Annotated in this window: 22 protein-coding genes and 2 pseudogenes; 17 read left to right on the forward strand and 7 right to left on the reverse strand. The window is 63.2% G+C overall.

What is annotated here, in order from left to right:
• Window positions 1–134 precede the first annotated feature (134 nt).
• The 16 genes from murJ to GA0004734_RS05280 all read left to right on the forward strand — a co-directional run bounded on the left by murJ (window position 135) and on the right by GA0004734_RS05280 (window position 15,748).
• Window positions 135–1,754, forward strand: coding sequence for a murein biosynthesis integral membrane protein MurJ (gene murJ / locus GA0004734_RS05205; protein ID WP_092931788.1), 1,620 nt, complete (start codon window positions 135–137; stop codon window positions 1,752–1,754).
• A 20-nt stretch (window positions 1,755–1,774) separates the two neighbouring features.
• The gene (locus GA0004734_RS05210; protein ID WP_092935947.1) at window positions 1,775–2,167 is read left to right on the forward strand and encodes a VOC family protein; all 393 of its coding nucleotides are present in this window, start codon (window positions 1,775–1,777) and stop codon (window positions 2,165–2,167) included.
• A gap of 118 nt (window positions 2,168–2,285) precedes the next feature.
• A complete protein-coding gene (gene trpS / locus GA0004734_RS05215) occupies window positions 2,286–3,350 on the forward strand; it encodes a tryptophan--tRNA ligase (RefSeq protein WP_092931790.1) in 1,065 nt (354 codons plus the stop codon).
• An 86-nt stretch (window positions 3,351–3,436) separates the two neighbouring features.
• A complete protein-coding gene (locus GA0004734_RS05220) occupies window positions 3,437–3,928 on the forward strand; it encodes a universal stress protein (RefSeq protein ID WP_092931792.1) in 492 nt (163 codons plus the stop codon).
• Window positions 3,929–4,103: 175 nt separating this feature from the next.
• Window positions 4,104–4,670 (forward strand): NifU family protein, encoded by a 567-nt coding sequence (locus tag GA0004734_RS05225; RefSeq protein WP_092931794.1) that lies wholly within the window; start codon window positions 4,104–4,106, stop codon window positions 4,668–4,670.
• Between the two features lie 107 nt (window positions 4,671–4,777).
• Entirely contained in the window at window positions 4,778–5,464 is a 687-nt protein-coding gene (gene tsaB, locus GA0004734_RS05230) for a tRNA (adenosine(37)-N6)-threonylcarbamoyltransferase complex dimerization subunit type 1 TsaB (protein WP_092931796.1), read from the forward strand.
• A 1-nt stretch (window position 5,465) separates the two neighbouring features.
• On the forward strand, window positions 5,466–5,966 hold the full coding sequence (locus GA0004734_RS05235) for a GNAT family N-acetyltransferase (protein WP_092931798.1): 501 nt from the start codon (window positions 5,466–5,468) through the stop codon (window positions 5,964–5,966).
• An 8-nt stretch (window positions 5,967–5,974) separates the two neighbouring features.
• Complete coding sequence (locus tag GA0004734_RS05240; protein WP_092931800.1) at window positions 5,975–6,763, forward strand: lysophospholipid acyltransferase family protein; 789 nt, start codon at window positions 5,975–5,977, stop codon at window positions 6,761–6,763.
• Window positions 6,764–6,874: 111 nt separating this feature from the next.
• A complete protein-coding gene (miaB, locus tag GA0004734_RS05245; RefSeq protein WP_245292482.1) occupies window positions 6,875–8,296 on the forward strand; it encodes a tRNA (N6-isopentenyl adenosine(37)-C2)-methylthiotransferase MiaB in 1,422 nt (473 codons plus the stop codon).
• A gap of 40 nt (window positions 8,297–8,336) precedes the next feature.
• Window positions 8,337–9,383, forward strand: coding sequence for a PhoH family protein (locus GA0004734_RS05250; RefSeq protein ID WP_092931802.1), 1,047 nt, complete (start codon window positions 8,337–8,339; stop codon window positions 9,381–9,383).
• Window positions 9,384–9,386: 3 nt separating this feature from the next.
• Entirely contained in the window at window positions 9,387–9,902 is a 516-nt protein-coding gene (gene ybeY / locus GA0004734_RS05255; RefSeq protein ID WP_092931804.1) for an rRNA maturation RNase YbeY, read from the forward strand.
• A gap of 12 nt (window positions 9,903–9,914) precedes the next feature.
• On the forward strand, window positions 9,915–11,129 hold the full coding sequence (locus GA0004734_RS05260) for a hemolysin family protein (RefSeq protein WP_092931806.1): 1,215 nt from the start codon (window positions 9,915–9,917) through the stop codon (window positions 11,127–11,129).
• A 184-nt stretch (window positions 11,130–11,313) separates the two neighbouring features.
• Window positions 11,314–12,909, forward strand: a complete 1,596-nt coding sequence (lnt, locus tag GA0004734_RS05265; RefSeq protein ID WP_092931808.1) for an apolipoprotein N-acyltransferase — start codon at window positions 11,314–11,316, stop codon at window positions 12,907–12,909.
• 152 nt (window positions 12,910–13,061) lie between these two features.
• Complete coding sequence (locus tag GA0004734_RS05270) at window positions 13,062–13,487, forward strand: helix-turn-helix domain-containing protein (RefSeq protein WP_092931810.1); 426 nt, start codon at window positions 13,062–13,064, stop codon at window positions 13,485–13,487.
• A gap of 219 nt (window positions 13,488–13,706) precedes the next feature.
• Window positions 13,707–14,948, forward strand: a complete 1,242-nt coding sequence (gene metK / locus GA0004734_RS05275) for a methionine adenosyltransferase (RefSeq protein ID WP_092931812.1) — start codon at window positions 13,707–13,709, stop codon at window positions 14,946–14,948.
• An 83-nt stretch (window positions 14,949–15,031) separates the two neighbouring features.
• Window positions 15,032–15,748 (forward strand): tRNA (guanine(46)-N(7))-methyltransferase TrmB, encoded by a 717-nt coding sequence (locus tag GA0004734_RS05280; protein ID WP_092931814.1) that lies wholly within the window; start codon window positions 15,032–15,034, stop codon window positions 15,746–15,748.
• Window positions 15,749–15,760: 12 nt separating this feature from the next.
• Here the strand turns inward: GA0004734_RS05280 and GA0004734_RS05285 are convergent.
• From GA0004734_RS05285 to GA0004734_RS05310, 6 genes and pseudogenes are all read right to left on the reverse strand, one after another.
• Window positions 15,761–16,192, reverse strand: a pseudogene (locus GA0004734_RS05285) (DMT family transporter); the annotation flags it as partial.
• Between the two features lie 132 nt (window positions 16,193–16,324).
• On the reverse strand, window positions 16,325–17,083 hold the full coding sequence (gene istB / locus GA0004734_RS05290; protein ID WP_092930036.1) for an IS21-like element helper ATPase IstB: 759 nt from the start codon (window positions 17,081–17,083) through the stop codon (window positions 16,325–16,327).
• Window positions 17,080–18,576, reverse strand: coding sequence for an IS21 family transposase (gene istA / locus GA0004734_RS05295; protein WP_139056207.1), 1,497 nt, complete (start codon window positions 18,574–18,576; stop codon window positions 17,080–17,082). Before istA ends, istB begins: the two co-directional genes overlap by 4 nt.
• A gap of 125 nt (window positions 18,577–18,701) precedes the next feature.
• Window positions 18,702–19,166 (reverse strand): annotated as a pseudogene (locus tag GA0004734_RS05300) (EamA family transporter); the annotation flags it as partial.
• Window positions 19,167–19,316: 150 nt separating this feature from the next.
• Complete coding sequence (locus GA0004734_RS05305; protein WP_062595250.1) at window positions 19,317–19,574, reverse strand: BQ00720 family protein; 258 nt, start codon at window positions 19,572–19,574, stop codon at window positions 19,317–19,319.
• A 140-nt stretch (window positions 19,575–19,714) separates the two neighbouring features.
• On the reverse strand, window positions 19,715–20,143 hold the full coding sequence (locus tag GA0004734_RS05310; protein ID WP_092931820.1) for an Hsp20 family protein: 429 nt from the start codon (window positions 20,141–20,143) through the stop codon (window positions 19,715–19,717).
• Between the two features lie 212 nt (window positions 20,144–20,355).
• Between GA0004734_RS05310 and GA0004734_RS05315 the strand changes: the two genes are divergently transcribed.
• Window positions 20,356–21,300, forward strand: a complete 945-nt coding sequence (locus GA0004734_RS05315; protein ID WP_092931822.1) for a nucleoside hydrolase — start codon at window positions 20,356–20,358, stop codon at window positions 21,298–21,300.
• A 75-nt stretch (window positions 21,301–21,375) separates the two neighbouring features.
• On the opposite strand, the gene GA0004734_RS05320 is transcribed toward GA0004734_RS05315, so the two are convergent.
• Window positions 21,376–21,696 (reverse strand): hypothetical protein, encoded by a 321-nt coding sequence (locus GA0004734_RS05320; protein ID WP_092931824.1) that lies wholly within the window; start codon window positions 21,694–21,696, stop codon window positions 21,376–21,378.
• Window positions 21,697–21,770: the final 74 nt, after the last annotated feature.

A 21,770-nucleotide genomic window follows, 5' to 3' on the forward strand; every position in this document is an offset into this window, starting at 1 on the left:
ATTGCGCCCCTCGGTCATGTACCTCCGGGCCATGCAGCTGAAGGTCATGCACCGAACGTCAGCGCCCCGCAGACCGTCGGCCCAGCACCCGCCAGCACGCGGTCCGCAGGGGCTCGCAAGATGAAGGCCGAAGGATGAGCCTTGCCCGCAAGTTCGCGACCGTCGGCGGAGCCACGCTCGGCAGCCGGCTGCTCGGCTTCGGCCGCGAGACGCTGATGGCCGCGGCGCTGGGCACCGGTCCCATGGCCGATGCCTTCTACGCCGCCTTCCGCTTTCCCAATCTCTTCCGCCGCCTCTTTGCCGAGGGTGCGTTCAACGCCGCTTTCGTGCCGCTGTTTGCCAAGGAGATCGAGGCGAACGGCATCGACGGAGCGAAGCGCTTCTCCGAAGAAGTGCTTGGCGTCCTCTTCACAGTGCTGCTCGTCATCACCATCGCGATGGAATTCGCGATGCCGCTGATCGTCTCGACGATCATCGCGCCGGGCTTTGTGGGCGATCCCGAGAAGTTCGACGTCACGGTCAAGCTTGCCATCGTGATGTTTCCCTATCTCATGTGCATGTCGCTGACGGCGATGCTGTCGGGCATGCTGAACTCGCTGCACCATTATTTTGCGGCCGCCATTGCTCCGGTTTTTCTCAATCTCACCCTCATTGCAGCGCTCGCCTATGGTCTTTGGACCGGCGCCGATCCGTTGATGACGGCCTGGTATCTCTCCTGGGGCGTGCTCGTCGCCGGCATTCTCCAGATGGCGGTGCTGTATGCGGGCGTGCGCCATGCCGGCATGCGGTTCGGCCTTCGCCGCCCGCGCTATACGCCCAACGTCAAGCGCCTGCTGGTGCTCGCCTTTCCCGCCGCAATCACCGGCGGCATCACCCAGATCAACCAGCTCATCGGTCAGATGATCGCCTCCACGAAGGATGGCGCCATTGCCGTCCTGCAATATGCCGACCGGGTCTACCAGTTGCCGCTCGGCGTCGTCGGCATCGCCGTCGGTGTCGTGCTCCTTCCGGAGCTGTCGCGCGCCCTTCGCGGCGGCGCGGTGAAGGAAGCGGCAAACCTGCAGAACCGCTCGCTCGAATTCGTGCTGTTCCTCACGCTACCGGCAGCCGGCGCCATCTGGGTCATTTCCGACGAGATCGTGCGCGTGCTCTACGAGCGCGGCGCCTTCTCGCCGACGACCACGGCCACGGTTGCGTCCACGCTGGCGATCTATGGCCTCGGTCTGCCTGCCTTCGTGATGATCAAGGCGCTCAATCCCGGGTTCTTCGCGCGCGAGGACACCAAGACGCCGATGCGCTTTACCGGTATTTCCGTCGCCTTCAACTGCCTGCTCGCGGTCTCGCTATTCCCGATCTACGGCGAACGCGGGATTGCCACGGCGGAAGCCGCCTCCGGCTGGTTGACGACGGTGCTGCTCTTCGTGACGCTCGTCCGCCGCGGTCATTGGGAATGGGAGGCGGCGTTGTTCTCGCGTGTCCTGCGTCTGGTCGCGGCAACCGTCGTCATGGCCGTCGCCCTTCACTATGCCTCCGGCTATCTGGCGAGCTGGCTGACGCCGGAGGCGCGGCTCATCACACAGCTGACGGCGCTGATGCTGCTGATTGGCATGGCCATGATCGTCTATTTCGCGCTCGCCTTCGCCATCGGCGGTGCCGATGCTTCGATGCTTCGCCGGAACCTCAAGCGCAAACCGCGCCCCGATACGGCAAAAGAGGAAGCCGACACCAGCGTCCAGCCTCCACCGCAGATATGACCACAGCCAAGAGGCACCCGATGCGCCAGACCATAGCCCGTGTCACCCTCGTGGTACCCGATTACGACGAGGCCATCGCCTTCTACCGCGACAGCCTCGGCTTCGAGCTGCTGGATGACCTCGACATGGAAGACGGCAAGCGCTGGGTGGTGCTGCGGCCCCGTGGCGCGCGAGAAACCGCGCTTCTGATCGCAAAGGCAGATGGCGCGGCGCAGCTGGCCGCGATCGGAAACCAGACAGGTGGCCGGGTCGCGTTCTTCCTCCACACCGACGATTTTGCGCGCGACCATGCCGCCATGCTCGCCAAGGGCGTCACGTTCCGCGAAGAGCCCCGGCATGAGCCTTACGGCATCGTCGCGGTGTTCGCCGATCCGTTCGGCAATCTCTGGGATCTCCTGCAGCCGGCCGGCTGAGATCGACAGATAGAGAACAACCTTGATTGTCGGGCACTGCCCGTGCATAAGCCCGGAAAATTCCGCCGCTCGTCTTCGCCGCGGAACGCATGATTTCCCGCGCCTGATCGAGGTCTCCATGTCAAACTTTCCGCCGCTCGTCTTCTCCGGTGTCCAGCCGACAGGCAATCTCCACCTCGGCAACTATCTCGGCGCGATCCGCAAGTTCGTGGCGTTGCAGGACAATAACGACTGCATGTATTGCGTGGTGGATCTGCATTCGCTCACCGCGCAGCTGGTGCATGAGGACCTGCCGGGGCAGATCCGCTCGATCGCCGCCGCCTTCATCGCCTCCGGCATCGACCCCAAGGCGCATATCGTCTTCAACCAGTCGGCCGTGCCGCAGCATGCCGAACTCGCCTGGATCTTCAATTGCGTCGCGCGCATCGGCTGGATGAACCGCATGACGCAGTTCAAGGACAAGGCCGGCAAGGACCGCGAAAATGCCTCGCTCGGCCTGCTCGCCTATCCCAGTCTGATGGCCGCCGACATCCTCGTCTACCGCGCGACGCACGTGCCGGTCGGCGATGACCAGAAGCAGCATCTGGAACTGACGCGCGACATCGCCATGAAGTTCAACCTCGATTATCAGGCCCATATCCGCAAGGGCGGCAAGGGCATCGATATCACGGTCGGCGAAGAGCCCGTCCACGCCTATTTCCCGATGGTCGAGCCGATGATCGACGGCCCCGCGCCGCGCGTCATGAGCCTGCGCGACGGCACGAAGAAGATGTCGAAATCGGATCCGTCCGACCTCTCGCGCATCAACCTCGTGGATGACGCCGAGACGATCTCCAAGAAGATCCGCAAGGCCAAGACCGATCCGGATGGCTTGCCATCAGAAATCGACGGCCTTGCCGGCCGCCCGGAAGCCGACAACCTCGTCGGCATCTATGCCGCCCTTGCCGACCGTACCAAGGCGGACATCCTCGCCGAATTCGGTGGCCAGCAGTTTTCCGTCTTCAAGCCGGCGCTGGTCGATCTCGCCGTCAACGTGCTCGCCCCGATCACGGGCGAAATGTCGCGGCTGATGGATGACACGAGCCACATCGATGCCATCCTGCGCGATGGCGGCGAGCGGGCGCGGGCGCGGGCGGAAAACACGATGCGCGAGGTTCGCGAGATCATCGGCTTCCTTCAGTAGGCCGCCAGTATGCCGCTTGCGTCTCTGGAAGGGGACGAGACGAAAACGGCCTTGCGAACGGCCGCTGCGAATGCCAGTGTTCCCGCATGGTCTCGACACGTCTCTCACGCATGGAAGGTCACCGCCGCAAGTTTCTGGCGGTGATCGACGACACCCCGGAATGCGGTCGCGCCGTGCACTATGCGGGCATGCGCGCCAAACATTCCTCCGGCGCCCTCGTTTTGCTCTATGTCATTCCCGACGGCGATTTTCAGCAATGGCTGGGCGTCGAGGGCATCATGCGGGCCGAGGCGCGTGCCGAAGCGGAGGCGACGCTCGCAAAGATCGCCCATGACGTGCGCGAGAAGATCGGCATCGAGCCGGAAATGATCATCCGCGAGGGGCTTCCGACCGAGCAGATCTACGGTCTCATCGAGGAGGACCGGGATATCGCCATTCTCGTGCTCGCCGCCGGCTCCTACAAGGACGGCCCCGGCCCGCTGGTTGCTTCCATCGCCGGCAAGACGGCCGTTTTCCCGATCCCCGTGACCGTCATTCCGGACCTGCTGACGGACGAAGAGATCGATGCGCTGAGCTGATCCGAGCGGCCGGCCGGCGACGGATCTTTCTGTCAAACCGGATGCGCCTCTGGTATGGAGGCTCCACGATCACCATTTTACGGTCAGCAGCGCAGGCTTGATGGCGAGGGGCGAGACGCCTATGCTCATCCGGCATTTCTTTGACCGTCGGCCTTGACCCGACAGGGAGCACATCATGTTCATTCAGACCGAATCGACCCCGAACCCCGCCACCCTGAAGTTCCTGCCGGGCAAGGTCGTGCTGGAAACCGGCACCGCCGAGTTTCGCGACGAGATCGAGGCCCGCGCGAGTTCCTCGCTTGCCGCCCGCATCTTCGATATTCCCGGCGTCACCGGCGTCTATTTCGGCTATGACTTCATCACCGTCACCAAGGCGGATGCCGAGTGGCAGCATCTGAAGCCCGCCATTCTGGGCTCCATCATGGAGCACTTCATGTCTGGCCAGCCGATCATGGCGGGGCAGGGCCGTGCGGAAGAGGCAGACCAGGAAGGCGAATTCTTCGAGAAGGGCGACGAGACCATCGTCGCGACCATCAAGGAATTGCTCGAAACCCGCGTCCGCCCGGCCGTTGCCCAGGATGGTGGCGATATCACCTTCAAAGGCTTTCGCGATGGCACTGTTTTCCTCAACATGAAGGGCGCGTGTTCGGGCTGCCCGTCCTCGACCGCAACGCTGAAACACGGCGTGCAGAACCTACTGCACCACTTCGTACCCGAGGTTCAGGCCGTCGAAGCGGTCTGACCCGCAGCGGACAAGACTGCCTGTCAGAAAGCGCCGGGGGCGGCCCTTTTTGACGGGATCAATGACCGCCCGGAGACGGGCAACCTGAGACGGGGCCACCCTTCCGCATGATCGTTCTTGCCATCGACACCGCCGGCACGGCCTGCAACGTCGCGATCTACGACGCCGCGCGCGACGTGACGCTGAGCACGGCCGGTGCCGATATCGGTCGCGGCCATGCCGAGCGGTTGATGGGCTTCATCGACGAGGCGCTGGAGACGGCAGGCCTCGGGATGGACAAGGTCGATCGCATCGCCGTCACCATCGGTCCGGGCTCCTTTACCGGCATCCGCGTCGGGGTGGCCACGGCCCGCGGCCTCGGGCTGGCGCTGGGACGGCCTGTCGTCGGCATTTCCGTTTTGCAGGCACTGGCCATCTCCGCTCTCGCCGCCACACCCGGTCATCCCGTGCTCATCGTCACCGATGCGAAGCGCGAGGAGGTCTATCTCCAGCCCTTCGATGCCGCGGGCGAGCCCGTCGCCGATGCCGAAGCGCTCGATGTCGTCTCCGCCAGATCCGCGTTTCACAGCTTCGCCGGCACGATCAGCGGCTCCGGCGCACGCCTGTTACGTGACGACGGGGCCGTTCACGCGAGCGAAACGGATGCGAACCAGACGCCTGGCGATACCGCCGATATCGCGGTCGTGGCCAAGCTCGGTGCATCCGCCGATCCCGCCTTCGCCCTGCCCAAGCCGCTCTACCTCCGAGGCCCCGACGTGCGCTCGCAGGCTGGCTTTGCCGTGGCACGCGCCTGAGATGTCCCTGATCGACTATTTCATCCGCCGCCCGGAGTTCGATATCTTCGACATGAATGTCGATCATCTCCCAAGCGTCGCGCGCATTCACGCCACTTTGTTCAAGCCCGCCTGGAGCGCCGGTGAGTTTCATGGGCTTCTGCTGCAGGAGAGCGTCTCCGGCTTCGTCGCCTGCCAGAACAATGCGGCCGGCGGAGCGGCGATGGGCGGCTTCGTCCTGACGCGATCAGCCGGCGGCGAAGCGGAAATCCTCACCATCGGCGTCGATCCCCGCTATGTCAGGCTGAGCCTGGGGTGGCGTCTGATGCAGGCGGCGCTCGGTCGTGCCCGGCAGGATGGTGCGGAGGCCATGTTCCTCGAGGTCGATCAGGCCAATGTGGCGGCACTCGCGCTCTATCGCCGATTGGGCTTTCGCAAGGTCGGCGAGCGCAAGGCCTACTACAAGCCATCCGGCCCGGATGCCGCTCCCGGCGGTGCCGACGTTCTCCGCCTCGATCTCTGAGCCGCACGATGATCGTCTGGCTCCGGATCGTCGTCTGCGTCTTTCTCCTGATCCTGGCGACGCTTCTGCTGGCGCCGGTGCAACTCGTCCTGCTCTGGCGTGATGGACCGGCGCGGCGAACCCTCCCGCGCGTCTGGCATCGCATTGCCTGCCGCATGATCGGCCTTCGCGTGCATGTCCACGGCGTCCCCGATACAAGGCGGCCCCTGCTGCTCGTGGCGAACCATGTCAGCTGGAAGGACATCCTCGCCCTTGGCTCCGTCGCCGATGTCGTCTTCATCGCGAAGGCGGAAGTGAAGGCATGGCCCGTCTTCGGGGTGCTCGCCCGCTTGCAGGCAACGATCTTCGTCGCACGCGAGCAGAAGCGCACAACCGGCAACCAGGTTAACGAGATCGGCGTCCGCCTTGCCGCCGGTGAAATCGTCGTGCTCTTTCCCGAAGGCACGACCTCCGACGGCAACCGGCTGCTGGAAATCAAGACGTCGCTCTTCGGCGCCGCCGCCGCCGCCGTGCCGCTGGCGCCGGAGGGCGTCGTTCACGTCCAGCCGGTCGCCATTGCCTACACCAGGGTCCACGGCATGCCTATGGGGCGCTACCACCGGCCCATTGCCGCCTGGCCGGGGGATATCGAGCTGGTGCCGCACCTGATGGGCGTCCTGCGCGAAGGCGCCGTCGACGTCGATCTCGTCTTCGGCGACACCATCGAATACCGTGCCGACAGCAACCGCAAGCAGGTGAGCCGGGCTGTCGAGACGCAGCTGAAGACCATGTTGCTGGCGCGGCTTCTGGGGCGCTGAGGGCCTTCGTATCCTCGGCATCACCTTCGCAAACCCACATCGCTTCATTTCCGCCCCGATTTGCGCTATGCAGCCGGCATGACCGACCAAACGCTCCTTGCTCCCGCCTCCATGCCGGCCCCGGCTCCTGCCACGCCGGCACCGACCAAGAAGGTCTTCGTGAAGACCTATGGCTGCCAGATGAATGTCTATGATTCCGACAGGATGACGGATGCGCTGGCAAAGGATGGCTATGTCGCGACCGACAATGCCGAGGATGCGGATCTCGTTCTCCTGAACACCTGTCATATCCGGGAAAAGGCGGCCGAAAAGGTCTATTCGGCGCTCGGCCGGCTGCGTGACCTGAAGAAGAGAAAAGCGGGCGAAGGGCGCGAGATGATGATCGGCGTGGCCGGCTGCGTCGCGCAGGCCGAGGGCGACGAGATCCTACGCCGCGCTCCGGCCGTCGATCTCGTCATCGGCCCGCAGACCTATCATCGCCTGCCGGAGGCGCTGAAGCGCGTCAGTCGCGGCGAGCGCGTGCTGGAAACGGATTACGCGATCGAGGACAAGTTCGAGCACCTGCCGGCGCCCGACAAGGCGAAGACGCGCGCGCGCGGCGTCACGGCCTTTCTCACCGTGCAGGAAGGCTGCGACAAGTTCTGCACCTTCTGCGTCGTGCCTTACACGCGCGGCTCGGAAGTCTCCCGCCCGATGGCGCAGATCGTTGCGGAGGCCGAGAGGCTCGTGTCGGCGGGCGTTCGTGAGATCACGCTGCTCGGACAGAACGTCAATGCCTGGCACGGCACCGTTACCACCGGCGTCGCAGGCCTCGTTACCACCGGCGTCGCAGGCCTCGTTACCACCGGCGGCGAGGGCCTTGGCGCTCTGCTGCACCGCCTTTCGGACATCGAGGGTCTCGCGCGCCTGCGCTACACCACCAGCCACCCACGCGACATGGATGACAGTCTGATCGAGGCGCACCGCACCTTGCCGACCCTGATGCCCTACCTGCATCTGCCGGTCCAGTCGGGCTCGGACCGTATCCTCAAGGCCATGAACCGCCGCCACACGGCGGCAGAATACGTGGCACTGGTCGAGCGGATCCGCCGCGCCCGGCCCGACCTTGCCTTGTCGGGCGATTTCATCGTCGGCTTCCCCGGTGAGACCGATGCGGATTTCGAGGATACGCTGAGCCTCGTGCGCACCATCGGTTATGCACAGGCATTTTCGTTCAAATATTCAACTCGTCCCGGCACACCCGGCGCCGATCTGAAGGATCAGGTGCAGGAGGATGTCAAGGCCAAGCGTTTGGAAACGCTACAGGCTTTGCTTTTGGAGCAGCAGCGGGCGTTCAACGAAAGCTGCATCGGCCGCACGATCGACCTGCTTCTGGAAAAGCCCGGTCGCATGCCCGGCCAGCTTATCGGCCGCTCTCCCTGGCTGCAATCTGTGAATGTTGATGCAAAGGGCGTGGAAATCGGTGACATTATCAGGGTGCGAATCACCGCCGCGGGTCCTAACAGTTTGTTTGCCGACGTGGTCGACGACTGATATAATCAGGGCCTGACGACATCCTCGGGAGCCCTGCCGCTTGAACGGACACGAATTGGTTTCAACCCCGCCGCGCCAGTCGAAGACAACGCCCACGACAGACGCCAATCACTTCGTGCTCACATTCGAGAACAATCGCTTTGCGAGCGAGTTGTTCGGACAATACGACCAGAATCTCAAGCTTATCGAACAGCGCCTGCATGTGGATGCCCGTCCGCGCGGCAACTCCGTGGCGATCTCGGGCGAGGTGACGGCGACCAATCAGGCGCGCCGGGCGCTGGATTATCTCTATGGTCGCCTGCAGAAGGGCAGCACCGTCGAGGTTTCCGACGTCGAAGGCGCGATTCGCATGGCTGTTGCCGCCGACGATCAGTTGCAGCTTCCCACCATGGAGAAGAAGGCCAAGTTGAACCTCGCGCAGATTTCGACCCGTAAGAAGACCATCGCCGCCCGCACGCCGACGCAGGATGCCTATATTCGCGCGCTGGAGCGTTCCGAGCTTGTCTTCGGCGTCGGCCCGGCCGGCACCGGCAAGACCTATCTCGCCGTTGCCTATGCGGCCCAGCTTCTGGAGCGCGGCGCCGTCGATCGCATCATTCTCTCGCGGCCGGCGGTCGAGGCGGGCGAGCGTCTGGGCTTCCTGCCCGGCGACATGAAGGAGAAGGTCGATCCCTATCTCCGGCCCCTCTATGATGCGCTCTACGACATGATGCCCGGTGACAAGGTGGAACGGGCGATCACGGCCGGCGTCATCGAAATCGCTCCGCTCGCCTTCATGCGCGGCCGCACGCTAGGCAATGCCGTGGTCATTCTCGACGAGGCGCAGAACACGACGACCATGCAGATGAAGATGTTCCTGACGCGTCTCGGCGAGAACGGCCGCATGATCGTCACCGGGGATCCGAGCCAGGTCGATCTTCCGCGCGGCACTAAATCGGGCCTCGTGGAGGCGCTTCAGATCCTGAAAGATGTCGAGGGCGTGTCCGTCGTGCGTTTCAAGGACGTCGACGTCGTGCGCCACCCGATGGTCGCGCGCATCGTGCGGGCCTACGAGGCGCAGACGGCCGTGCCGGACGAAAGTCTCTGAAGCATGCCGCAGACGTCCTTGCTGGAATTGCAGGTCAGCGCCGAGGAAGGCGGATGGCCGGATGAAGCCATGCTCGAGGCATCGAGCACGCGCATCCTCGAGCATGCCGCAGCCTTTCTCGCTCGCGAGGAGGGGCAGCCCTTCCCGACGACGCCGCCGGAATTGTCTCTCGTCTTCACCAGCGATGCGGAAATTCGCAGCATCAACGCGGAATGGCGCAGTCAGGACAAGCCGACCAACGTCCTGTCCTTCCCCGCCTTTCCCGTGGTGCCGGGCGGCATGCCAGGCCCGATGCTGGGCGATATCGTGCTGGCCTGGGAGACGCTGGTGCGCGAATCAGAAGACCTGGGAAAGCCGTTCGATGATCATCTGACACATCTTCTGGTACATGGTTTCCTGCATCTTTTTGGCTATGACCACCTGGAAACAGAGGAAGCCGAGCAAATGGAACAGCTGGAGACTCGCATTCTCTCGGGTCTTGGGGTATCTGATCCCTATGGGGACAGCGATCCCGTTTGACAGTTTGGAACGATGAGCGACTTCAGATCACAGCCGGCCGTGGCTGGCAAAGACGATGCCGACGCCTCCAGTCAGGACGAACCGGGCAGTAGTAGCGCGGTCCAAGCCTACGAGGCCGAAGCCGCCGACGCCCTCAAGCCCGAGGCCCACAAGCCGGAAGGCCACCGGCACCATACCTCTTTCTGGGCCAGGGCGGCCCGCCTGTTCCGCAGCCCGAACGGCGCCACGATCCGCGAGGATCTTGCCGACGCCCTGATGGCGGATCCGGGGGCCGACGAGGTCTTCTCGCCGGCCGAGCGCGCGATGCTCAACAACATCCTGCGCTTCCGCGAAGTGCGCGTGGAGGATGTGATGGTGCCTCGAGCCGATATCGAGGCGGTCGATCAAAGCATCACCATCGGCGAACTCATGATCATCTTCGATGAGTCCGGGCGTTCGCGCATGCCGGTCTACAGCGAAAGCCTCGACGATCCCCGTGGGATGGTCCACATCCGCGATCTCCTCTCCTATGTGACGAAGCAGGCGCGCGCTAACCGCCGCGGCCCGCCGCGCGTGGCGGCATCGCCGGCCGTGGCGGCTCTCGCCGCGGATCGCCCGCAGAAGGTGCAGCGCCAGCCACGCGCCGGGATCGACCTTGCCCGGATCGATCTGGACAAGACCGTTGAAGAGGCCGGTATCATCCGTCAGGTTCTGTTCGTGCCGCCGTCCATGCATGCCTCCGACCTCATGCAGCGCATGCAGGCCGCGCGCATCCAGATGGCGCTCGTCATCGATGAATATGGTGGCACCGACGGTCTGGCGTCGCTGGAGGACATTGTCGAAATGGTCGTCGGCGATATCGAGGACGAGCATGACGACAGCGAGGTCATGTTCTCCCGCACGTCGGACGATATTTTCGTTGCCGATGCCCGCGTCGAGCTCGAGGTGATCGCAGCTGCGATCGGTCCCGACTTCGACGTGCGCGAGCAGCTGGAAGAGGTGGATACGCTGGGTGGGCTGGTGTTTGCCTCCCTCGGCCGCATTCCCGCCCGCGGCGAGGTCGTGCAGGCGCTTCCCGGATTCGAATTCCAGGTTCTGGATGCCGACCCCCGCCGCGTGAAGAAGGTCCGGATCGTCCGCAAGCGCCCGCCGGCCCGCCGCCGTGTGGCGGTGAAGGGCGAGGAAGACATCGGTGTCGAGTCCCCACGGGCCGAAGCGGCCTCCACCGAAGAGCCGTCCGGCCGCTGACGGTTCCGCAGTTCCGCAGGGCAGGTCGTGGCATGGCCTTTCCGGCGCGTCGATCAGCAACAGGACACATGCTCTGGGCATGCCTGATGCATCATGAAGAGCGCGGGACATCGACCGGCGCCTCGGGATCATCGTGGCGCAGGGTGCCGGATGCCCGGATCGTAGCAGGCGGATAGGATTGCGAATGGAACGTTTGGCCGGCAGGATCATGCTGTCGTCGGGTCTTCGGCGGGCAGCCCTCGGGTGTCTAGCCGGGCTGGTCACGGTCCTCGCCTTGCCGCCCTTCAACATCTTCGCTGTTCCTTTTCTGACCTTCCCCGTTCTCGTCTGGCTGCTGGACGGCACGTCCGGCCAGCCGGAACACGGCCCGCTCCGCCGGGCGCTGCCGGCCTTCGCGCTCGGCTGGTGCTTCGGCTTCGGCTACCTCCTCGGTAGTCTCTGGTGGCTCGGCAATGCGCTTCTGGTGGAGGCAGATACCTTTGCCTGGGCTCTGCCGCTCGCCGTCGTCGGCCTACCGGCCGTGCTCGCGGTCTACTACGGCTTGGCGGCCTTCGTCGCCCGTCTGCTCTGGTCCGACGGGGCAGGGCGCATCGCGGCACTCGCCGTCGCCTTCGCAGGCGCTGAATGGCTGCGCGGCGTTCTGTTCACGGGCTTCCCGTGGAACGCGATTGGAATGGCCGCCATGCCGGTGCCGCTCCTCATGCAGTCGGTCTCGCTGGTCGGCATGGTCGGCATGAACCTGCTCGCCGTATTTGTCTATGCGGCACCTGCTCTGATCGGCACCCGCAAGGGCATGGGCGTCGGGCTGACGCTTGCGGCTGGTCTGGTCGCGGCCCATGTCGGCTATGGCGCCTATCGTCTGCACGAGCCCCAGCCGCCCGCAGCCGAGCCGCAGACAACGGTGAGGATCGTCCAGCCCGTCATCGATCAGGCTCGCAAACTCGACGATAGCGAGCGTGCCTCGGTCTTCGAGGCCCACCTGGCGCTGAGTGCAGCACCGCCCGAGAATGGCGGCAAACGGCCGAATATCATCGTCTGGCCGGAGACGGCGGTTCCCTTCATCCTCACGGACAATCCGGATGCCCTGACGCGGATCGCCGACGTGCTGCAAGACGGGCAGATCCTCATCACCGGCGCCGTCCGTACGGAAGACGCCGGCGCCGGTCTGCCGCCGCGCTACTACAATTCCGTCTATGTGATCGACGATCGCGGCCAGATCGTCGGTGCGGCGGACAAGGTTCACCTCGTGCCTTTCGGCGAATATCTGCCGTTCGAGGACCTGCTGTCGCGCATGGGGCTGAACGCGATCGCCGCCTCCATGCCGGGCGGCTTTTCGTCGGCAGCAACCCGCACCATTCTAACGCTGCCGGGGGCGCGCACGCTGTATCCGCTGATCTGCTACGAGGCGATTTTTCCGAACGAAATCGGCAGCGACGCGCTCTCCACCGGTGCTCTCCTCAATATCACCAATGACGCCTGGTTTGGCGACACGCCGGGACCCTACCAGCATTTCCAGCAGGCGCGCCTGCGTGCGGTCGAGAATGGTGTCCCCATGATCCGTGCGGCCAATTCCGGCATATCAGCGGTCATCGATGCGCAAGGAAATGTCGTCTCGGGGCTTTCTCTCGGCGAACGTGGCTTTTTCGACACAATTCTGCCCGGTCGTGCGGCTTTGGTCGCCGCGCCTGAGCAACAGCGAAGGCACGCTCTCGTTCTGGTGCTGTTTCTGATGGTGTGCGCGTTAATTTCTCGTTTTGGTTTTGTTTTTTGGCGTAATTGACCCAAAACGCATGAAGTTGCATAGTGCCCGCCGCCGGCAACCTCACTTATGCTCGGAGGGGAATGATCCGGACCATGTGGCATGGCATATGGTCTGCTCTCTGCACCGGCCGGAGTACGGGCTGAAGTCACTTCGAATAATAGGAACCCGCTATGATTGAGAATAAGAAGAAGCCTAACCCGATCGACATCCATGTCGGAAGTCGGATCAGGCTTCGCCGGACAATGCTCGGAATGAGCCAGGAAAAGCTGGGCGAAGCCCTTGGCATCACCTTTCAGCAGATCCAGAAATATGAAAAGGGCACCAACCGTGTTGGTGCGAGCCGTCTTCAGAACATCTCCGCTATTCTCAATGTGCCTGTCTCCTTCTTCTTCGAGGATGCACCGGGCGACTCCGGTTCAGGCGGCGGTGCGTCCGGCATGGCTGAAGCCTCGAGCTCGAACTATGTCGTGGACTTCCTGTCGTCTTCCGAAGGCCTCCAGCTGAACCGGGCTTTCGTCAAGATCGGTGATCCCAAGGTCCGGCGCAAGATCGTCGATCTGGTCAAGGCGCTCGCGGCAGACATCGACTCGGAATAGTGCAATGAGATTCGTATGAAAAGAGCGGCTTACGGGCCGCTTTTTTCATGTCGGACAGGACGCTGCGAAGAATTGGCTTCACACCGTAGCAAGCCGAAATTCGGCAATAAGCAACCTCATTTGTTGATATAAAGATATATTTATGTCCTTGTGCGCTTGTCTTTTGCGGACATACTTACTACACCATCGAAGCCTGTTTTCACTGAGGGGACGTCCCGCATGCGTGCTAACTACCTGTTTACTTCCGAGTCCGTGGCCGAGGGACATCCCGATAAGGTTTGCGACCGCATTTCGGACGAGATCGTCGATCTGGTCTATCGCGAAGCTGCAAAGACGGGCGTCGATCCCTGGGGCGTGCGCATCGCCTGCGAAACGCTGGCGACCACGAACCGCGTGGTGATCGCCGGCGAAGTGCGCCTGCCGCCGAGCCTGATGAAGAAGGACAAGAACGGCAAGGACGTCATCAACCCGGCCAAGTTCAAGACCGCTGCCCGCAAGGCCATCCGCGAAATCGGCTACGAGCAGGACGGCTTCCACTGGAAGACGGCGAAGATCGACGTGCTGCTGCACTCGCAGTCGGCCGATATCGCCCAGGGCGTCGATAACGCAGCCGACAAGCAGGGTGACGAAGGTGCCGGCGATCAGGGCATCATGTTCGGCTACGCCTGCCGCGAAACCGCCGACCTCATGCCGGCCCCGATCTATTATTCCCACCGCATTCTCCACCTGCTCGCCGCCGCCCGCAAGAAGGGCGAGGGCGATGCCGGCAAGCTGGGACCGGACGCAAAGAGCCAGGTCACCGTGCGCTATGTCGACGGTCAGCCGAAGGAGGTTGCCTCCATTGTCCTGTCCACCCAGCATCTGGACGAGAGTTGGGATTCCGCCAAGGTCCGCGCCGTCGTCGAGCCCTATATCCGCGAAGCCCTGCACGACATCGAGATCGCGGCGGACTGCAACTGGTATATCAACCCTACTGGCAAGTTTGTCATTGGTGGACCGGATGGCGATGCCGGACTGACGGGCCGCAAGATCATCGTGGATACCTATGGCGGTGCAGCACCGCATGGCGGCGGCGCCTTCTCGGGCAAGGACACGACCAAGGTCGATCGCTCCGCGGCCTATGTCGCTCGTTACCTTGCCAAGAACGTCGTGGCGGCAGGGCTTGCCGACCGCTGCACGATCCAGCTCTCCTACGCCATCGGCGTAGCCCAGCCGCTCTCGATCTATGTCGACCTGCATGGCACCGGCAAGATCAGCGAAGATGAGGTCGAAGCAGCAATCCGCAAGACGATCGATCTTTCGCCCTCCGGCATTCGCCGGCATCTCGACCTGAACAAGCCGATCTATGCCAAGACATCGGCTTACGGCCATTTCGGTCGCAAGGCCGGTCGCGACGGCTCGTTCTCCTGGGAGCGTCTCGACCTCGTCAAGCCGTTGAAGGATGCGCTGAAAGCGGCCTGAGCCGTTTCGGTTTGCAGAAATGTGTGACAAGAGAACGGATGCCCTTCGCCGGCATCCGTTTTTGTTTTTGGAGACGTCAGCGCATGACAGACAAGCGCCCCTCCGGGTCCCCCACCCGGGCCACAGAGGCCTTTTTCGGCCGCCGCAAGGGAAAGCCGCTGCGGGCGAGCCAGGCAGCGCAGCTGGAACACGGCCTGCCGGCATTCCGTCTCGATCTTGATGCGCCTTCGCCGGACGATCTGAAAAGCCTTTTCCCGGATGAGGTGGAGCGCGTGCGGCTGGAGATCGGCTTCGGCGGCGGCGAGCATCTGATCCACCGCGCCGTCGAGCAGCCCTCGACCGGCTTCATCGGCGTCGAGCCCTTCGTCAACTCTATGGCAAAGCTGGTCGGCCGCATCGAAGAGGTCGGCGCGCGCAACATTCGTCTTCATGACGACGATGCGACGCAGGTTCTCGACTGGTTGCCGGCAGCGAGCATCGACCAGATCGATCTGCTCTATCCTGATCCCTGGCCGAAACGGAAGCACTGGAAGCGCCGGTTCGTCTCGCCCGTCAATCTCGACCGTCTCGCCCGTGTGTTGAAGCCCGGTGGCCTGTTCTGCTTTGCCTCCGACATCGACACCTATGTGAACTGGACGCTCTTGCATTGCCGGGATCATGCCGCCTTCGACTGGCCTGCCCGCAACGCCAGCGACTGGCTGACGCCCTACGACACCTGGCCGAGCACCCGCTACGAGGCCAAGGCGCGGCGCGAGGGGCGCAGCTCCGCCTATCTCACCTTTCGGCGCAAAGAGGCCTGAGGCTTCGGATCGTCACGGTACGGGCTTGAACGTCGGTTTCCGTCCGAAGGGCAAGAGGCCGAGCACCAGCGCACAGCCGGCAATGATGACGGCGGCGCCGGCGATCTGTAGGGGAGCGATCGGCTCATCAAGCATGACGGCGCCGACGAGAACGGCAACGACCGTTACGGCGAATTCGACGCTGATGGTGCGCGTGGCGCCGATGGAGGCGACGAGGCGGAAATAGGTGACGTAGGTCAGCGCGCTCATGACGCAGGCAAGCACCAGAAGCGCACCGACATCCGTCCATGAGGGCAGGCCCGGCACCGGGACCGCGAGGAGAAGCGGCAGCGTCATGATCCCACCCGAGAGAAATGCGCCGATCGTAACTTCTAGCGATCCGATGCCGCGTAGGCGGTGGCTCGCATAGTTGCTGCCGAAGGCGGCGCAGAAGGCACTGAAGAGTGTCAACGGCGGAGTAAAATCCTGCCACGCGGCGGCGCAAAAGTCGGCCACTTGTGGCGCGCGCATGAGACCGCCGGGAGGGCTTAGGCCCGAGCGGGGGTCTCATGCGCGCGTTGCGATTTTCGAAGGGCGTCAGCCGGCCTTTCGGGCGCGGCTTTGGGCGAGACGATAGCTGTCGCCGTTCATCTCGAGGATGCTGACGTGATGGGTGATGCGGTCGAGCAAAGCGCCGGTCAGGCGCTCGGACCCCAAGGTTTCCGTCCATTCGTCAAAAGGAAGGTTGCTGGTGATCAGGGTCGCGCCTCGCTCGTATCGTTGCGAGATCAGCTCGAACAGCAATTCCGCGCCGGTCTTTGACAGCGGCACGAAGCCCAGTTCATCGATGATCAACAGCTGGTAGGCGGCCATCTGCTTCTGGAACCGGATGAGACGCCGCTCGTCGCGCGCCTCCATCATCTCGCTGACCAGTGCGGCCGCTGTCGTGAACCCAACGGACAGGCCCTTCTGGCAGGCGGCCAGGCCGAGGCCGAGCGCCACATGGGTCTTGCCCGTGCCGCTGGGGCCGAGAGCGATAACGTTCTCCCTGCGCTCGATCCATTCGCAGCGCGCCAGTTCCAGCACCTGCATCCTGTTCAGCTTTGGGATGGCGGCGAAGTCGAAACTGTCGAGGCTTTTGACGACCGGGAACCTGGCCGCCTTGATGCGACGCTCGACCTTGCGACGGTCCCGTTCGATCATCTCCCGCTCGGCAAGCCGGGTGAGGTATCCGACATGATCGACGCCTTCGGTGGCGCACAGCCGGGCCAGCTTCTGGTACTCGCGCTGGAAACTCGGCAGCTTCAGGGTTTTGAGATAATGGGTGAGAAGGATCTCGGGTGCTTGGGTGTTCATGCGACTTCTCCCGCATCCGACGACAGGAGACGCATATACGCCTTCGCCGATGTCGTCTCGACCGTCGCCCTCGGCAAATACGGGTAGATGGACAGGTCCAGTCTGGGCGGCCGGCGTTCCACCCGGCACAGGATCAGATGCTTGACGGCGTCAAAGCCAATGGCGCCAAGCTGGATCGCCTGCTTCACCGCCGCATGCAGATCGGCGAGTTCGAAGCTCTCCAGCAGGCGGAGGACCTGCACGTACTCACGCCGGCCGTGTTTGGCCATGCGGCCTTCCATCAACCGGCGCAGCGTAGCGAACTCTTGCGGCAAGTCCCAGCCCTGGAGGGGCGCTGCCTGATCCAGCGAATTGATCTTCTGCTCGATCAGCGGCAGGTAATGGACAGGATCGAAGACGACGTCTTCCCGTTCCCAGCACCGAGGATGGCGGGCGATGATCTCGCCACGGCCACCAATGACCACTTCGTTGACATAGCCGCGCACCCACACATCCTGATGGCCATAGGCGACCGGGACGGAATAGTCGTTGGTCTTGTAGCGCACCAGCGACTGCGCCGTCACCTTGGCACTTGCCTGGTCGCAGGCATCAAATGGCGAGGCTGGCAAGGCGCGCATGGCAGCCAGATCGCGCCGCAAGCGCTCGCCGATCGTCTCGCTCTCGCCGCGCAGCCTGTCGCGCTGGCGCTTCCGGCACTGCTCCTCCAGAAAGGTGTTGAACGCCTCCCATGTCGCAAACTGCGGGATCGGTACCATGAAGTTGCGCCGGGCATAGCCGACGAGACCCTCGACGTTCCCCTTGTCGTTGCCCTTGCCGGGACGGCCATAGCGATCCCGGATAAGGTAGTGGGACAGGAAGCCGCTGAACAACGTCGCGCGCTTGCGGGTGCCGTCAGGCAAAATCTTCGCCACCAGGCAACGGTCGTTGTCGTAGACGATCGATTGCGGCACGGCGCCGAAGAAAGCGAACGCATGGACATGGCCATCGACCCAGGCCTCGGCCACTGCCGCCGGATAGGCCCGCACGTAGCAGCCGTCGCTGTGCGGAAGGTCGAGCACGAAGAAATGCGCCTTCTGCTCGACACCGCCGATGACCACCATCGCCTCACCGAAATCGGCCTGCGCATGGCCGGGCGGATGCGACAGCGGCACGAACACTTCCTGGCGGCGCTGATCCCGCTCGCGCATGTAATCCTTGATGATCGTATAGCCGCCAGTGAACCCGCATTCGTCTCGAAGCCGGTCAAACACCCGCTTGGCCGTATGGCGCTGCTTGCGCGGCACTTGTCTGTCTTCGTCCAGCCAGTGATCGATCGTCGAGACAAACGCATCCAGCTTGGGCCGCCGGATCGGTGATTGTCGCTGATAGCCAGGTGGCGTCGAATAGGACAGCATCTTGGAAACGCTGTCGCGCGATATGTTGAAATGCTTTGCAGCCTGACGCCGGCTCATGCCTTCCGAGCAAGCCAGTCGAACCTTCAGATATAATTCCACGGTATAGATCCCCAGGCCCTCCTGCGCTCATTGCAGAAGAGAAATAGGTGGCCGACTTTTACGCCGCCCGAAGCGGGACAATCCCGCCGCTACCGTGGTCTAATTTTGCACCGCCGCTCTCAGAAGAGCGACGCGGCACAGCCGGAAAGAAATTCGGGCGTGATGGGCACAGCGGGAAAGCCGACCAGCAGCACGATCCCTATCGTGCCGGTGACGAGCCCGAGCAGCCCCTGCGCCCGCATGCGCTCCAGCTTCCAGAGATGCGCGATGACCATGGAGAAGAGCGGGATCGCGGCCACGAGAATGGCGGCCATTGCCGTTCCGATGCGCGGCGTCGCATAGGAAAGGCCGATCAGTTGCCCGGCGACCGTGGTCGCACCGACGATGGCGAAGGGCAGCCGGCGTGCGCCGAAACGAAGCGCGCGGCGACGCAGGGCCGCGAAGGCGAGAAGCGTGCCGCCGGCAACAAGGCTCCGTAACGTGACCGCACCCACCCAGCCGAAGGCATCGACCACGTGCAGGAGCACGAGGAACGAAAGCCCCCAGGCAATGGCGAGGAACAGATAGGCGGCGACGTCCTGCTTCTTCATGCCATCCGGTTATCCGAAGGCAATGAGGACGGCAAAGACTTTTGCGGGGGAAGATTGGGACGCCGCCATGGCCGGGTTCAATGACTGCGGCGTCGTTTGCGGCTTTGAACAGAGGGGTTTATCGCCCGTAGGTCGGAGCCGTCTCGATGATCAGTGAAGCGTGACCGTTTTCAGGTCGTCTTCGGCGGCTTTGAAAAAGGTGCTGGAACGGTTGTCGGTGAGAAGGATCGGCGTGCCATCGGCGCCGAAAAGAGCCCAGAGGTCGAGTCCCGGTTCCATGCTGGGTGCTTCGGGGAAGCAGCGCGAGACCTCGTCAGACCGCATTTTCCGGATGTAACCGACTTCACCTGCACCAAGATGTGCCAGGTCGGTTTTCGACAAATGGCTGCTGACGTGCTTCAATCCCATGAACTCTCTCCTCGTTGCCGCACGAGCCTTTCCTCGGAAAGGTCACGCGACATAAGATTATGTTTTCATGCGAGGATTGGCGAAATTCGCAACCAGGGTCGCCAGCCTTGCAGCCGGCGAGGTCACCCTTGCCGGTGGGATCACTCTGAGACCAAAATGTTAATTTTCTTTACCATACGAGCAGGTTCTGGACGAATGAGATCGACAGAAAGCAGTCCGTTGCGCAATTCGGCCCTCAGCACCTCCATGCCTTCGGCAAGCACGAACATGCGCTGGAACTGACGCGCCGCGATCCCGCGATGGAGATAGTCGCGCTCTTCCGTGTCGGTCTGGCGGCCGCGAACGACGAGTTGGTTCTCCTCAATCGTCACGTCGAGATCGTCTTCGGTAAAGCCGGCCACAGCGAGCGTGATCCGCAGGCGCTCCGGCTCTTCCGCCATCCCGCCGCGCACACGTTCGATATTATAGGGAGGATAGCCGTCATTGCCCTTGGCGACGCGTTCGAGCGTCTTCTCCATGGCGTCGAAGCCCAGCATCAGCGGACTCGTGAAAGGCGTCAGGCGGCTCATATCTCGTCCTTGCAAACCTCAAGCGACCGATGCGCGAACCCGCGAGGCGGCGTCCGCGCTGGATATCTGGATATATGGGGTGGACCTCCAATACGCGCAAGCCGCCTTGCACCTATCATCTTGCGAATCACCGCGGCCGTGCAACGACGCCTGACAGCGCTTAGGGAATCATTCTATGGAGGAGGTAGCGACAGCAGGATAAGGATATCGCCGTGAGCGCACCCGCCAAGATCATCATCGACACGGATCCCGGACAGGACGACGCGGCCGCCATCATGCTGGCGCTTGCAAGCCCGGAAGCGCTCGAGGTCGTCGGCATCACGACCGTTGCCGGCAACGTGCCGCTGAGCCTGACTGCCCGCAACGCCCGCATCATCTGCGAGCTCTCGGGCCGTCCGGACGTGAAGGTCTATGCCGGTGCTGACAAACCGCTCTCGCGCACGCTCGTAACGGCGGAGCACGTCCACGGCTCGACGGGTCTCGACGGCACCGACCTCGCCGAGCCGACCATGCCGCTGCAGGACAAGCACGCCGTAGATTTCATCATCGAGACGCTGCGCGCCGAGCCCGAGGGAACCGTGACCCTCTGCACGTTGGGCGCTCTGACGAATATGGCGCTGGCACTGCAAAAGGCGCCGGAGATCGCAGGCCGGGTCAAGGAACTGGTGATGATGGGCGGCGGCTTCTTCGAGGGTGGCAACATCACGCCGGCGGCTGAGTTCAACATCTACGTCGATCCGGAAGCCGCCGACATCGTCTTCAAGTCCGGCATGTCCATCGTCATGATGCCGCTCGACGTGACGCATAAGGTGCTGACGCTGAAAGCGCGCGTCGATCGCATCCGCGCCATCGGCCGCCCGGCGGCTGTCGCCATGGCGGAAATGCTTGATTTCTTCGAGCGCTTCGACATCGAGAAATACGGCAGCGATGGCGGCCCGCTGCACGACCCGACCGTGATCGCCTACCTTCTTCGCCCGGAGCTTTTCTCCGGTCGTGACTGCAACGTCGAGATCGAGACGACGTCGGAGCTGACGGTGGGTATGACAGTCGTGGACTGGTGGCAAGTCACCGGCCGTCCCCATAATGCGAAGGTTATGAAGGATGTCGATGCCGACGGTTTCTTTGATCTTCTGACGGAGCGGCTCGCGCGCCTGTGAGCAGGGTACAGTTAACGAAAAACCGCGCGACCCTTGAGGACGCGCGGCTCTGGACCTCTATCCTGTAGCTACCGCTTAACGCCACCAGGAACGGGGCTCGGGTTCGCTCGATGAGCCGAGGATGTAGCCGACGGCAATACCGATGGCCGTTGCGAGAACGACGACACCGGCGACGCCGGTGGGGTGTTCGCGGGCGACATCGGCTACGGCGCGGCTCTCGGCCTTTACCTGTGCCACAGCCTTCCTGGCGTAGGGCGCTGCCGCATCATAGGCCTCGGCAGCCTTCTCGCGCGTGTCGCTGTAGGCGCGGGCGCTTTGCGAGGAAACGATTTTTGTCAGGCGTGCGACTTCGTCACGAAGGGCGCTGACATCTTCACTGGAGGAATTGAAAGACATTTCGGGTTCTCCTTGTCTACCGAACGCTAAACTCCCTCGGGCAAGGATTGGTTCCGGTCAGGAAGACGCTGCCG

This window comes from Rhizobium sp. 9140, assembly GCF_900067135.1.
Lineage (GTDB): Bacteria > Pseudomonadota > Alphaproteobacteria > Rhizobiales > Rhizobiaceae > Ferranicluibacter.